Source organism: Caulobacter sp. 602-2 (genome assembly GCF_011043625.1).
Lineage (GTDB): Bacteria > Pseudomonadota > Alphaproteobacteria > Caulobacterales > Caulobacteraceae > Caulobacter.
This window is the reverse complement of record NZ_JAAKGT010000004.1, coordinates 81,162-94,271: the sequence shown is the minus strand read 5'-3', so window position 1 is coordinate 94,271 and position 13,110 is coordinate 81,162. Positions and strand designations below refer to the sequence as shown.

Genomic DNA, 13,110 nt, shown 5'->3' with positions numbered 1-13,110 from the left:
CCGGGTCCGTCTCGGCCTCAGCGGCCGCCGGTCGAGCCGAAGCCGCCCGCGCCGCGGTCGGTCTCGTCGAGGCTGGCCACCAGGCTCCAGGCCGCCTGCACGACCGGCGCGATCACCAGTTGGGCGATGCGGTCGCCGCGACGGATGACGAAGTCCTCGGCGCCGAGGTTGGCCAGGATCACCTTCACCTCGCCGCGATAGTCGCTGTCGATGGTGCCGGGCGAGTTCAGGCAGGTGATGCCCGCCTTGGCCGCCAGGCCCGAGCGCGGCCGCACCTGGGCCTCGAAGCCCTGCGGCACGGCGAAGGCGAGACCCGTCGGCACCATGAACCTGGCGCCCGGCTTCAGGGTCAGGGGCGCGTCCTCCTCGACGGCGGCGCGCAGGTCCATGCCGGCGGCGCCGACCGTCTCGTAGGCGGGCAGCGGCAGGCCGTGGGCGTGGGCGAGCTGGACGACGGGGATGTGGGGCGTGGTGGTCATTTAGGTCAGAGCTTCCGCGATGCGTTGGGCGATGGCCTGGGCGACGGCGTCCTTGGACGCGCGCTCCCAGCGTTCGGTGTGGTCCTTGGCGATCAGCAGGACCGCGTTCTCGGTTCCGCCCATGACGCCCGGCTCGGTGACGTCGTTGGCGATGATCCAGTCGCAGCCCTTGCGCGCCAGCTTGGCGCGGGCGTGGGCCTCGACGTCGTCAGTCTCGGCCGCGAAGCCGACCACCAGCTTGGGCCGATCGGGGCCGGAGGCGGCCAGGGTGGCCAGGATGTCGGGGTTCTCGACGAAGGTCAGGGCCGGCGGGCCGCCCTTGTCCTTCTTCAGCTTCGAGCCGAACACCTCGTCGACCCGCCAGTCGGCGACGGCGGCCACGAACACGCCGACCTCGGCCGGCAGGGCGGCCTCGCAGGCGGCCAGCATCTGGCGGGCGCTCTCGACGTCGACGCGGGTCACGCCTGGCGGGGTGGGCAGGGCGACGGGGCCGCTGACCAGGGTGACGCGCGCGCCGAGCCGGGCCAGCGCCTCGGCGATCGCATAGCCCTGGCGGCCGCTGGAGCGGTTGGTGATCCCGCGCACCGGGTCGATCGCCTCGAACGTCGGGCCGGCCGTGACCAGGGCGTGCTTGCCGACCAGGGGGCGCGCCGCGGGGCCGGCGAGCATGGCGAGGATGGCGGCGAAGATCTCCGGCGGCTCGGCCAGGCGGCCGGGGCCGAACTCGCCGCAGGCCATGGCCCCCTCGTCGGGGCCGACGAACGACACGCCGTCGGCCTTCAGGGTCGCCACGTTGCGCCGGGTGGCCGGGTGCAGCCACATGCGCACGTTCATGGCCGGCGCCATCAGCACGGGCTTGTCGGTGGCCAGCAGTGTGGTCGAGGCCAGGTCACCGGCCAGGCCGCTGGCGGCCTTGGCGATCAGGTCGGCGGTGGCCGGCGCCACCACCACCAGGTCGGCCGAGCGCGACAGCTGGATGTGCCCCATCTCGGCCTCGTCGGTGAGCGAGAACAGGTCGTCATAGACCTTGTCCTCCGACAGCGCCGCCAGCGACAGGGGGGTGACGAACTGCGCGCCGGCCTTGGTCAGGATCGGCCGCACGCCGATCCCGGCCTTGCGCAGCAGGCGGGTCAGCTCCAGGGCCTTGTAGGCCGCCACGCCGCCGCCGACGATCAGGAGCACGCGCTTGCCGCCCGGGATGTCGTTCACCTTGAAGGCCTCTCGTCCGTCGGTTCCCCTCCGCGCATAGAGCGCCTCGCGCCCGCAGGCAATCCGGCGCGCGCGGCGGGCGGGCGAACGGGGCGCGAAAGCTTAACAGCGGGACTCGACTCGCGTTCTTTTTTCGTTCACTAATCGTTAAGGTAGTAAATAACGGGGTGAGGCGATCATGACGGGAGCGTGGCGTTTCGGACTTCTGGCTGTGCCGGCCTTGCTGCTGGCGGGCTGTGACGGCGGGGCTTCGGCGGTGAAGGCGCCCAGGGGCGGCGACGTCGTGTCGAGCCAGGGCGCAAACAGCGGCGGCGGCGCGCCGGTTTCGACCGAGGTCGCCGAGGCCTCGGCGGCGGCGCGGCAGGCGGCCGATCCGCGCGACGCGCCGGTGCGGCTGATCGCCGGCCGGCCGATGTGGGCCGCCAACCGCACCCGCGGCGCCGAGGAGAACGCCCGGCGCGGCTTCGAACGGTTCGGCGAGGCCTTCGGCGCCCGCGACGTCGACGACTATGTGCGCAAGACGCACGCCTTCGTGGCCAAGCCCCCGGCCGGCGCCCAGACCCTGACGCGGTCGAACGGCGACACCCTGATCTATGATCCGGCCGGCAACGTCTTCGCCGTGGTCACCCGGGCCGGGGCGCCGCGCACCATGTTCAAGCCCGACGACGGCGCCGACTACTGGCGTCGCCAGAAAGAGGGCGCGGCCCGCCGCACGGCCGCGTCCGAACGGCGCGGGCAGGACGGCGCCGGCTGACCGGACTGGCGAGAGGGGGGCGAAGGCATGAAGGAACAGCCGATCCCGGACGCGGCCGTGCGTGATCCGACGGCGACGGAACTGGCGCGGATCTGGGTGGCCGAACATGGCCTGCACTGCGCTTTGCGCATCGGGGCCTATGACGAGACGCCGATCGACGAGGCCCGGGCCTGGGGCATGATGCTGGCCGACCTGCTGCGTCATCTGGGACGCGGGCTGTCGGACTATTATCACCGCGATCCGGTCGAGGTCGTCGATGTGCTGCTGGAGGCGATGCGCGACGAGCTGGCCAGTCCCAGCTCGCCGCTCGAGGGCGGCCTGGCGCGATCGCGCGAGGACGAGCCCGACGCCGGCCAGGCCAAGGCGCACTGACGCAGCAAGGGGCGTCGCGGGCTCGCGTGCGCCGTGTCACAGTCGCGGGCGTGATCCGCGGCTAAGGGCGAAGGTTCGGCCGTGCCGGTGGCCGGATGGCCGGGTGCGGGCGGGACGAGGTCCCGCCGTGTCCGGACGCCTGACACGGCGCCCGCGCGCGCCCGGGGTGATGTGAACGAGGGGGGCGATGGGCGTGATCGATCGACGCAAGCTGCTGGGTCTGTGCGCGGCGGCCGGAACAACGGCGCTGGCGGCCGGCATGGCGCGCGGAGCCCTGGCGGGGGCGGCGCCGGCCAGGCTCGCCGCCTTTCCCAGGCCCGACCGCGAACTGCGGCTGCCGGTTCCGGGCGGGCGGGTCTATGCGCGGATCAACGGCGACCTCGACGCCGCGCTAGCCGGGGCCGCGCCGCCGCCGATCGTCATGGTCCACGGCGGGCCGGGCGGCACCCATTCGGGGTTCCTCGACGCCCTGGCCCTGTCCGACGAGCGGGCGGTGATCCTCTACGACCAGCTCGACAGCGGGCTGTCGGACCATCCGATGGATCCGGCCAACTGGACGGTGGGCCGCTTCGTCGACGAGCTGGAGGCCGTCCGCGAGGGGTTGAAGATCCCGCGCTGGCACGTGCTGGGCCACAGCTGGGGCGGGACGGTGGCGCTGGAGTACGGCGCGCGGCGCTCGCCGGCCCTGGCCAGCCTGATGCTGGCCAGTCCGCTGGTCTCGACCCGCAGCTGGATCGCCGACGCCAACCTGCTGCGCGACGACCTGCCGCCGTCGGTGCGGGATCAGCTGACCCGATGCGAGGGGCCGGCGCCCTCGCCGACCGACAAGGCCTTCCTGGCCGCCTGCGACGCGGCGACCGACGCCTTCTACGCCGCCTTCCTGACCCGCGAGCCGCCCTCGCCGGCCCACCGCGCCTATCGGCCGCCCGGCGACCGGGGCTTCAACCCGGTTCTCTACAAGACGATGTGGGGCGCGACCGAGTTCTCGGCCACCGGCACGCTGAAGGCCTATGACGGCGAGCCCCTGCTCGACCGCCTGGACGGGCCGCGCACCCTGTTCCTGGTCGGCCAGTACGACGAGGCCCGTCCGGCCACGACCCTGGCCTTCTCGCGCCGGGCCAGGGGATCGGAACTGGCGGTGGTTCCCGGCGCCGGCCACGCCACCTTCACCGACCGTCCCGAGGAAACGACGGCCGTGCTACGCCAGTGGCTGCGCCGACGCGACGCCTTGCCGTCCTGATCGGAGCGCCAGGTCTTGGGAGATCCCGTGATGCAACAAGCGAGCGACTCGCGCCTGCCGGTCTGGTTGGGCGTGCTGCTGGCGGCGGCCGCGGCGCCGGTGGTCCTGCTCACGCGGCTGTGGCCGGGCAAGCAGACGGCCGATCGCACGCCCGACGAGGTGGCCGGCGTGCTGCGGGCGTTCATCGACGGAACGGGCGGCGTCTGGGACTGGGACGACTTCGAAAGCACCCCCATCACCGATCCGCGCCTGGACGCGCTTCGACATCGCGCCGTCCAGGCCGGTCCGCCGGACACCGATGTCGAGGCGCTGGCGGCGGTGCTGGCCGAAGTCGAAGCCATGGCCCGGAACGATGCGGGCTCTCCAGGCGCCGGTTAGGCCGGGTGTTCAACGACCCAAGGCTTGGCCACGACGGCGCCCCAAGGCCCGTCACCCCGGCCTTAGCGAAGCCGAGCGCCGGAACCGAACCTGTTGGCATGTGAGGTCCGCGGCCGTGCGGACCGCTGACGCGTCCCTTCAGCCGGGACGGCAGGCCTAGTCCCGGGCGCTCGACCGAGCCTGGGCTCCCCGGGGCGTATCGATGATCACCCTGCTGGCGCCTCCAAACCTAGTGTTCCCGCGAAGGCGGGTACCCAGGCGGGGTCTGCGGGTCATCCTCAGCCCCGCCCGTCCTCGAAAGACAGCCTGGGCCCCCGCCTTCGCGGGGGCGGTCGGTGGAAAAGGGCCAGGTTGGCTGAACGCCGATCCGAAGCGGGTCGGCGCTCGACCGACCGCTCTGGCCTAGCGCCGCTTCTTGCGCGCGCCGGCGGCGGCGGTCTTCTTGCGGCTGCCCGGCTTGACCGCCTTGCCCTTGCCGGCCTTGCCCGAGCGGGCGGCGGCCTTGCCTTTTGCGCCGCTCTTCTTGGCGGCGGCGGCGCACTTGGCCTTGGCGGCCTTCAGGGCCTTGCCCTTCTTGCCCCGGGTCGAGCAGGGCGCGGCGCGGGCCGGCGCCGCCGAAGTGGTGCGGGTCGCGGTCGGCGCGGCGCGCGGCGGCCAGATCACCGGGCCGCGCGCGGCGACGGCGTAGCCGGCCGGCAGGATCGGCGCGCCGGTGCGCTCGATGTCGACCGTGGCCGGCGCTGCGCCGTCCTCGGTCAGGCGGCCGCTCCAGGCGCCGTCGGGGCCGACGCTGAGCGCCAGGGTCGAGCCGACGCCGGGCCGGGCCATGAACCGCACGGCCGCGCCGCCGTCATAGGTGCGCTCGATGCTGTCGATCAGGCCGGTGGAGCCCACCGCGCCGGGCCGGCGCAGGTCGCGCCAGGCGCCTTCGACCGGGCCGTAGCCGCCGGCCGGATCAGCGATCTGCAGCGAATAGAGCGCCACGCCGCCCGCGCCGCGCAGCACCCAGCCGCCGTCGAGCGGACCCTGCAGGCCCTGGGCGGCGGCGATCGAGCCCTTCACCCGCAGCTCGTAGGCCTGCTCGACGCTCATCGGCGCGCCGGGCGCCGCCGGGGTCGAGGTCTCGGGCGCGGGGATTGGCAGGATGGTCGGCTTGTGGCGGGGCGCCGGCGCCGCGGCCGGGGCCTCGTCTTCCTCGTCGGTGGTCTGCGGGCCGCTGGCGGCGATCAGGTCGGCCAGGGGATCGGCCGGGGCCGGCGGCGCGGCGACCTGCGCAGCTTCGGCGGCAGGCGCAGGCTGGCCGCCCGCCGGCGGGGCGGCCACCAGCGGGATCGCCGCCTCGGGCGCGGACTGGGCGGGCGCGGACGGGTTGGTCGTCACCACCTCGGACGCCGGCGCCTGGGCCAGGGCGGCGGCCGGAAACGACAGCAGGGCGGACAGGGAGACGGCGAGAAGGCGACGCATGGGGGTCCTTATCAGCCCGCCGTCCGGGCGGCGATGGCCTCGGACACCGCCACCAGCCGCTGCGCCTGCGCCAGATGCAGCCGTTCGGCCATCTTGCCCTCGACGCGCAGCGCGCCCTTGCCGGCGTTCTCGGGCGCGGCGAAGGCGGCGATCACCGCCTGGCTCCAGGCGATCTCGTCGTCCGACGGCGAGAACACCCGGTTGCAGATCGGCAGGTGCTTGGGATGGATCAGGGTCTTGCCGTCGAAGCCGAAGTCGACGGCCTGGCCGCAGACGGCCTCCAGCGCGGCCAGATCCTCGATGTCGTTGTGCACCCCGTCGAGGATCGACAGGCCATGGCCGCGCGCGGCGGCGACCGCCAGCGACAGGATCGGCAGGAAGGCCTCGCGGCCCGGCGTCTGGCGCGCCCGCATCTCCTTGGCCAGGTCGTTGACCCCCATCACCCAGGCCGACAGGCGCGTGGTCTTCGCCGCCTCGCCGATCTCCCACAGGTGGAAGGCGGCCTTGGCGGTCTCGATCATGGTCCACAGGCGCGTGTGGATCGGGGCCGCGTGCAGGGCCGCGTCATAGGCGTGGACGTCGGCGGCGTCATTGACCTTGGGCACGAGCACGGCGTCGGGGCCGGCCTCGGCGGCGGCCTTCAGGTCGTCGGCGCCCCAGGGGGTGTCCAGGCCGTTGGTGCGGATGACGATCTCGCGCGGGCCAAAACCCCCGGCCTTCACCGCCGCCACGGCGGCCTCGCGGGCGGCGGGCTTCATCTCCGGGGCCACGGCGTCCTCGAGGTCGAGGATGATCACGTCGGCGTCGAGCGTGCGCGCCTTCTCCACGGCCTTGGCGTTGGAGGCGGGCATGTAGAGGGCGCTGCGGCGCGGCCGGGCGAGATCGGTCATGGCGGGGTCATCCTGGCAGGGACGACGCGAGTGTAAAGCACCCGCCGCGCGCGACGGGAAGCGGCGATCTCGCGGCGGGCGAAGCCATGGCGGGAAAGCCGCAAACGGGGTTAAGCTGGCGCCATGACCACGCAACCGGCCCCCACGCGCTACGACGAGACGGCCCGCAACGTGCTGGGCGGGGAACTGGTCCCCTGCTCGCTCGATCCGGTGACCGGCTTCTACCGCAACGGCTGCTGCGAGACCGGACCGCACGACCTTGGCCTGCACACGGTCTGCGCGGTGATGACCGAGGAGTTCCTGGCCTTTTCCAAGGCCACCGGCAACGACCTGTCGACCCCGCGTCCGGAGTTCGCCTTCCGGGGGCTCAAGCCCGGCGACCGCTGGTGCCTTTGCGCCGGCCGCTGGCGCGAGGCGCTGGACGCGGGCATGGCTCCGCAGGTCATTCTCGAGGCCACCCACGAGGAGACCCTGGCCATCGTGACGCTGGGGGTGCTGAAGGACCACGCGGCGGTCTGATCCCGCGCAAGGCCGAAGGGTCCTAGATGGTCGGTTACGAACGCAGGCTGCTGGTGCTGGTGGGGCTGATCGCCCTGGCCTTCCTGCCGCTGCTGGCCGCGTCGCTGTTCTTCCTGGCCCGCTTCTCGGCCGCCCAGGACCGGCTGGACGCCGTCTACACCCGCACCGTGATCCTGGCCCACGACCTGCGCAGCGAGAAGATGCGGCAGAACGCCCTGGTGCCGGTCATCGTCATCAATGGTGAGAAGGGCCTGCTGGTCGAGCTGGAGCGCTCCAACCGGCGCTTCGACGCCATCGTCGGCGACCTGAAGGCGCTGGCCCGCGACGACGAGACCCGCGCGGCGCTCGACCAGGTGGCCGCCCTGCAGCGTCGGCTGCTGGTGCTGCAGCGGGCCGGCGTGGCCCAGCGCCTGGACGGCGGCACGATGAGCCGCGCCAACGCCTATTTCCAGAAGAACGCCGGACCGCTGACCGCCAGCATAGACGCGGCCATCGACCGCTTCACCGACCGGTCGGCGGCGCGCTACCAGGCCGAACGGGCCCGCAACCAGCGCGTGGTGCGCGTGGTGTTCGGGGTGCTGGCCCTGGCCTCGATCTGCGCCTTCGTGTTCTGCGCCTTCCTTGGCCGCCTGCTGCTGCGGCTGGTCGAGCAGAAGCGCAGCTACGACCAGGTCGCCGCACGCCTGGCCGAGCGGGAAAAGGCCATCTCGCTGGCGCGCAAGGAGGCGGTCGAGGTGGTGGCCCACGACCTCAACAACCCCATCACCACCATCCTGTTCGCCAGCGAGAACCTGCTGGCCCAGCCGGGCGTCGAAGCCCAGCCCAAGGTGCGCTCGGGCGTCGAGGCCATCCTGCTGGCCACCGAGACCATGCGCCGGCTGATCCGCAACATCCTCGACCATTCCAAGATCGAGGCCGGCGGCCTGGTGCTGGCCCGCGAGACGGTCGATCTGCGCCGCCTGCTGGCCGACATCGCCGAGCAGTTCTCGCTGTCGGCCGCCCGCAAGGGGCTGACCTTCGCCTACACGCCCGACGCGGCCGAGCCGTGGCTCGACGCCGACGCCGCCCGCGTCGGCCAGGTGGTGGCCAACCTGCTGTCCAACGCCATCAAGTTCACCGAGCCGGGCGGGACGGTGTCGCTGTCCAGCCGGGTCGAGGGCCCGGCTGTTGTGATCGAGGTGCGCGACACCGGCTGGGGCATGAGCCCCGAACAGGCCGCCCGGGTGTTCGAGCGCCATTGGCAGGGCGAGGCGGCCGCGGCCCACGGCAACGGCCTTGGCCTGGCGATCAGCAAGGCGATCGTCGAGGCCCACGGCGGGCGCCTGTCCGTCTCCAGCCGGCCGGGCGAGGGCTCGGCCTTCAGCGTGGTGCTGCCGCTGGCGGCTTAGGCGGCGCCATCTCGCCGTGCAGCCAGCTGCGAAACAGCGCCATGGCCGGGGTGTCGGCCCGCGAATGCAGCCGGGTCAGCCAGTAACGGCCGGTGATCACCTCGGCGGCGAACGGACGGACCAGGCGCTCGGCCGCCAGCTCTGACCCGAACAGGGCGACGGGCGCCAACGCCACGCCCTGGCCGGCGACGGCGGCGGCGACCATCAGCACCGAATTGTCGAACATCGGCCCGCGCAGCGGCGGCGCCTCGGCCCCGGCGGCGGCGAACCAGCGCGGCCACTCGTCGGCGCGATAGGACCGCAGCAGGATCTCGCGACTGAGGTCGGCCGGGGAGGAAAGGCGCGCCGCGATCGCCGGCGCGCACAGGGCGCTGAGCGGCGCGGCCAGGATCGGCTCGGCATGAACGCCGTGCCAGGCCCCGTCGCCGAAGCGGATGGCCAGGTCCAGTCCCTCGCCGGCCAGGTCGACGCGGTTGTTGTTGGTCATCACCCGCAGGTCGACCTGCGGGCAGGCGCGGCGGAAGGCCTCCAGGCGCGGCAGCAGCCAGCCGGCCGCGAACGAGCCGACCACGCCCAGGGTCAGCACCTCGCGCAGACGTCCGTCGCTATAGCGCTCCAGCGTCGCGCCGATGCGGTCGAAGGCGTCGACCAGCACCGGCGCCAGGGCCTGGCCCTCGTCGGTCAGGGCCAGGCCGCGCGGCAGGCGGCGAAACAGCGCCACGCCCAGGCGGGCTTCCAGCTGGGCGACCTGATGGCTGACCGCGCCCTGGCTGACGCACAGTTCGACGGCGGCGCGGGTGAAGTTCAGATGCCGGGCGGCGGCCTCGAAGGCGCGCAGGGCGTTCAGCGGCAGTTGGGCGCGATCCATGGTCAAGCCATGAACCAGGCTCATGGCTGCGTCCAGATATGATGCTTTGTCGCCGCCGCCCCCGCCCGGCAGGTTCGCCGCGCCAACCGAAGGGGATAGCGGCATGAAGAAGACGTGGATCGCGGGCCTCAGCCTTGTCGCCGGAGTTTCCGCCCTAGCCGGGCCGGCCCTGGCGCACGACCCGCTGCTGGCCCCGATCGCGCCGGACTATGCGGCCCGCTGGCTGAAGCCCGAGGCGCCGATCAAGGTCTACGGCAATAGCTACATTGTGGGCTTCGGCGGACTCAGCGTTGGCCTGATCAAGACCAGCCAGGGCCTGATCCTGGTCGACGCCGCCCTGCCCCAGGCCGCGCCGGCCATCGAGGCCAACATCAGGGCGCTGGGCTTCAAGGTCACCGACATCAAGTTGATCCTCAGCACCGAGCCGCACTACGACCACGCCGGAGGCCTCGCCGCCCTGGCCCGTGACAGCGGCGCGACGGTGGTGGCCAGTGCTCCGGCGGCGCAGGTGCTGCGACACGGCCGTGCGGGCGCCGACGATCAGCAGGCGGCTGATCTGGCCGCCTTCCCGCCCGTGACCAGGCTGCGTGCGGTCAAGGACGGCGAGGTGATCCGGCTGGGCGACGTTGCGGTCACCGCCCGCGCCACGCCGGGCCACACGGCCGGCAGCATGAGCTGGACCTGGACCGCGTGCGAGCGGCGGGCCTGCAAGGCGGTGGTGTTCGGCTCCAGCCTCAATCCGGTGTCGTCCGACGGCTACCGGTTCTCGGATCCGGCCAATGCCGGGGTCGTGGCGAGCTTCCGCCGCAGCTTCGACGTGATGCGGAGCCTCAACTGCGACGTGCTGATCAGCGCCCACCCCGACCAGTCGGGCGGCGACGAGCGGCTGGCGCGCGCCCGGCGCAGCAGAACGCCCAACCCCTTCGTCGATCCCGGCGCCTGCCGCGCCTATGCCGATCGCCATGCGGCCCGGCTGGACGCGCGCCTGACCAAGGAGCGGGCGGGCAAGTAGCGGGCCGGATGCCCTGCTCGACCCTGGCGGAGGCCCTCGCCTACTCCAGCGGCTTCAGCTCGCCCAGCACGGTGGGGATCAGTTCCGACACCGTCGGGTGGATCGGCACGGTGCGCTGCAGGACGGTGTAGGGGGCCTTGGCGTACATGACGTCGAGAATGCCGTGGATGGCCTCGTCGCCCGAGGTTCCCAGGATCGCCGCGCCGAGGATCTCCTTGCTCTCGGCGTCGACCAGCACCTTCATGAAGCCCCTGGTCTCGCCCTTCTCGATCGCCCGGCCGACGCGGGTCATCGGGCGCGTTCCGACCAGGGCCGGACGGCCCCGGGCGCGCACCTCGGCCTCGGTCATCCCCACCCGGCCCAGCGGCGGGTCGGTATAGAGGGCGTAGGCGGTCAGGCGGTCGGTCACCTTCCTGGGGTCGTCGTCGAGCAGGTTGGCCGCGATGATCTCGAAGTCGTTGTAGGCGGTGTGGGTGAAGGCGCCGCGCCCGTTGCAGTCACCCATGGCCCAGATCGACGGGACGTTAGTGCGCAGGGCCTCGTCGACCGTGACGTAGCCGCGCTTGTCGACCGCGACGCCGGCCGCCTCCAGGCCCAGGTCGTCGGTGTTGGGCCTGCGGCCGACGGCCAGCAGGGTGTGCGAGCCCTTCACGGCCGGCTCGCCCTCGGTGCACGAGACGTGGACGCAGACCCCGTCTTCGCCCCCTTCCGTCTTGCAGGGCGAGAAGCTGATGCATTCGGCGTTCAGCCGCACGGCGATCCCTTCGGCCTCGAGGGTCTCGCGCACGGCGTCGGAAACCTCGGGGTCCTCGCGGCCGATCAGGCGCGGACCCATCTCGACCACGGTCACCTGGGCGCCGAAGCGCCGGTACATCTGGGCGAACTCCAGCCCGATATAGCTGCCGCCGACGATCACCAGGTGCTCGGGCAGCACATCCAGCTGCATCATGCCGACATTGGTGAGATACGAGACATCCTCGATCCCCGGCATGTCGGGGACGTTGGCGCGGCCGCCGACATTGAGAAAGATCTTCGGGGCCTCCAGCACCTGGCCGTCGACCTCGACGCTGGTGGGCGAGGTCAGGCGGGCGTGGCCTTCGAACACGGAGAGGCCCTTCATCCCCTTCAGCCAGATCTCGACATTGCCGCGGGCGTTACGCACCACGGTCTGCTGGCGTTCCTTGACCGCCTTCATGTCGACGCCGACGGGCCCCTGCAGCACGACGCCGTAATCGGCGGCCCGGCGGGCCAGATGCGCGGCGTAGGCGCTGGCCACCAGGGTCTTGGTCGGCATGCAGCCGGTGTTGACGCAGGTGCCGCCGAACAGCTTGCGCTCGACCAGGGCCACCTTCCAGCCGGCGGCGGTCAGGCGGCCGGCGAGCGAGGGTCCGGCCTGGCCGGCTCCGATGATGATGGCGTCGAACGTCATGCTCACGAAACCGCCGAGACGATCAGATAGGCGCCGCCCAGCGCGATCACGTCTTCGACAAGAGCCGCCGGCGTGTCGCGCTTGAAGGCCTTGGCCAGGCGGCCGCGCAGCTCGGCGCCGCCCAGGGTGCCGATCACCGCGCCGACCACGCCCAGCACGGCGCCGGCGATCCACGCGCCGCCGGCCATGCCGATGGCCGCGCCCGAGAAGCCGCCGGCGACGATGCGCGCGCCGAACTGCGGCGGAACCTTGCGGCTGGGGGTCATGGGCAGCTGGTCGGTGATCAGTTCGACCGCCGCCAGGGCGGTGAAGATCCAGGTGGCGATGTTGCCGCCCAGCCAGGCCAGCGGCGTGCCGGCCAGCGGGATCCAGCCCAGGTGCGCGCCCCAGGCGACGGCGGCGGGGGCGGTCATGGCCCGCAGGCCGGCGATCACGCCGATGAGCAGGGCGAGGACGTAGAGGGTCATGCGAAAACTCCCGAGCGTCGCCGCGATCAGGCGCGCGTCGGAAGCAAAGCGCAAGCATCGGGCGCCGGCTTGGATGTTCCGGCTGCGGTTCGCCCGATCAGCGCTTCAGCGGATACTCCCGCTCCAGCCGGTAGACCGAGCCCTCCTTGGTCTGCCAGCTGGAATAGAGGCCGAAGCGATCGACGTGGAAGGGCGGCGAATGCAGCAGGTTGTTGCGCTGGATCCAGGCGCCGACCTCGGGAACGGTCGCGCGCTTGAGATAGGCCAGGGTGACGTGCGGCAGGTAGGTGCGGGTCTCAGGCTTCAGCTCGGCCTGGCGGGCGGCGCTTTCGTTGGCCTTCTGCAGGCGTCGCAGCAGCGGCTCGTCCTCGACCCCGGCCCAGACGGCGTGCATGTCGGCGCCCTCGCCGAAATGGCCGGCGCCCTTCAGTTCCAGGTCGAAGGCCGGGGCCTCGATCTGCGCCAGCGCCTCGTCCAGGTCGGCGGCGACGGGTTCCTGCACGTCGCCGATGAAGCGCAGGGTGATGTGAAAGGCCTCCAGCGGTCGCCAGCGGGCGCCTTCGATGCCGGATTGTCGGGCTTGCAGCGGCGCGCCGATCTCGGAAGGGATGGCGATCGCGGTGAACAGACGGATCATGCCG

General features: G+C 72.6%; 15 protein-coding genes. 7 read left to right on the top strand and 8 right to left on the bottom strand.

The window, feature by feature from the left end; genetic code table 11:
• Positions 1-17: 17 nt before the first annotated feature.
• A complete protein-coding gene (gene dut, locus G5B46_RS10600; RefSeq protein WP_165258529.1) occupies positions 18-479 on the bottom strand; it encodes a dUTP diphosphatase in 462 nt (153 codons plus the stop codon).
• Complete coding sequence (coaBC, locus tag G5B46_RS10595) at positions 480-1,679, bottom strand: bifunctional phosphopantothenoylcysteine decarboxylase/phosphopantothenate--cysteine ligase CoaBC (RefSeq protein WP_165258944.1); 1,200 nt, start codon at positions 1,677-1,679, stop codon at positions 480-482.
• Positions 1,680-1,866: 187 nt separating this feature from the next.
• On the opposite strand from coaBC, the gene G5B46_RS10590 reads away from it, so the two are divergent.
• The 4 genes from G5B46_RS10590 to G5B46_RS10575 all read left to right on the top strand — a co-directional run bounded on the left by G5B46_RS10590 (position 1,867) and on the right by G5B46_RS10575 (position 4,432).
• Positions 1,867-2,442, top strand: a complete 576-nt coding sequence (locus G5B46_RS10590; RefSeq protein WP_165258527.1) for a hypothetical protein — start codon at positions 1,867-1,869, stop codon at positions 2,440-2,442.
• Positions 2,443-2,469: 27 nt separating this feature from the next.
• Positions 2,470-2,814: a DUF5076 domain-containing protein gene (locus G5B46_RS10585; RefSeq protein WP_165258525.1), complete on the top strand. Its 345-nt coding sequence runs from the start codon at positions 2,470-2,472 to the stop codon at positions 2,812-2,814.
• Positions 2,815-3,007: 193 nt separating this feature from the next.
• Positions 3,008-4,054: a proline iminopeptidase-family hydrolase gene (locus tag G5B46_RS10580; protein WP_205691610.1), complete on the top strand. Its 1,047-nt coding sequence runs from the start codon at positions 3,008-3,010 to the stop codon at positions 4,052-4,054.
• 30 nt (positions 4,055-4,084) lie between these two features.
• Complete coding sequence (locus G5B46_RS10575; protein WP_165258523.1) at positions 4,085-4,432, top strand: hypothetical protein; 348 nt, start codon at positions 4,085-4,087, stop codon at positions 4,430-4,432.
• 402 nt (positions 4,433-4,834) lie between these two features.
• Here the strand turns inward: G5B46_RS10575 and G5B46_RS10570 are convergent, their stop codons facing one another.
• Both G5B46_RS10570 and G5B46_RS10565 read right to left on the bottom strand, forming a co-directional pair.
• On the bottom strand, positions 4,835-5,896 hold the full coding sequence (locus G5B46_RS10570; RefSeq protein WP_165258521.1) for a hypothetical protein: 1,062 nt from the start codon (positions 5,894-5,896) through the stop codon (positions 4,835-4,837).
• Positions 5,897-5,907: 11 nt separating this feature from the next.
• Positions 5,908-6,786, bottom strand: coding sequence for a CoA ester lyase (locus G5B46_RS10565; protein WP_165258519.1), 879 nt, complete (start codon positions 6,784-6,786; stop codon positions 5,908-5,910).
• Positions 6,787-6,909: 123 nt separating this feature from the next.
• Between G5B46_RS10565 and G5B46_RS10560 the strand changes: the two genes are divergently transcribed.
• Together G5B46_RS10560 and G5B46_RS10555 are read left to right on the top strand one after the other, a co-directional pair.
• The gene (locus tag G5B46_RS10560) at positions 6,910-7,305 is read left to right on the top strand and encodes a DUF2237 domain-containing protein (protein WP_165258517.1); all 396 of its coding nucleotides are present in this window, start codon (positions 6,910-6,912) and stop codon (positions 7,303-7,305) included.
• Between the two features lie 26 nt (positions 7,306-7,331).
• On the top strand, positions 7,332-8,693 hold the full coding sequence (locus tag G5B46_RS10555) for a HAMP domain-containing sensor histidine kinase (RefSeq protein WP_165258515.1): 1,362 nt from the start codon (positions 7,332-7,334) through the stop codon (positions 8,691-8,693).
• Here G5B46_RS10555 and G5B46_RS10550 read toward each other — a convergent pair.
• Entirely contained in the window at positions 8,665-9,585 is a 921-nt protein-coding gene (locus tag G5B46_RS10550; protein WP_346764897.1) for a LysR family transcriptional regulator, read from the bottom strand. The genes G5B46_RS10555 and G5B46_RS10550 overlap by 29 nt on opposite strands.
• Positions 9,586-9,664: 79 nt before the next feature.
• Here G5B46_RS10550 and bla point away from each other — a divergent pair, with 79 nt between their 5' ends.
• The gene (bla, locus tag G5B46_RS10545) at positions 9,665-10,573 is read left to right on the top strand and encodes a subclass B3 metallo-beta-lactamase (RefSeq protein WP_165258513.1); all 909 of its coding nucleotides are present in this window, start codon (positions 9,665-9,667) and stop codon (positions 10,571-10,573) included.
• Between the two features lie 40 nt (positions 10,574-10,613).
• Here the strand turns inward: bla and G5B46_RS10540 are convergent, their stop codons facing one another.
• From G5B46_RS10540 to thpR, 3 genes are all read right to left on the bottom strand, one after another.
• Positions 10,614-12,002, bottom strand: a complete 1,389-nt coding sequence (locus tag G5B46_RS10540; protein ID WP_165258940.1) for an FAD-containing oxidoreductase — start codon at positions 12,000-12,002, stop codon at positions 10,614-10,616.
• Between the two features lie 2 nt (positions 12,003-12,004).
• A complete protein-coding gene (locus G5B46_RS10535; protein ID WP_165258511.1) occupies positions 12,005-12,469 on the bottom strand; it encodes a DUF4126 family protein in 465 nt (154 codons plus the stop codon).
• A 97-nt stretch (positions 12,470-12,566) separates the two neighbouring features.
• Positions 12,567-13,106: an RNA 2',3'-cyclic phosphodiesterase gene (gene thpR, locus G5B46_RS10530; protein WP_165258509.1), complete on the bottom strand. Its 540-nt coding sequence runs from the start codon at positions 13,104-13,106 to the stop codon at positions 12,567-12,569.
• Positions 13,107-13,110 lie beyond the last annotated feature (4 nt).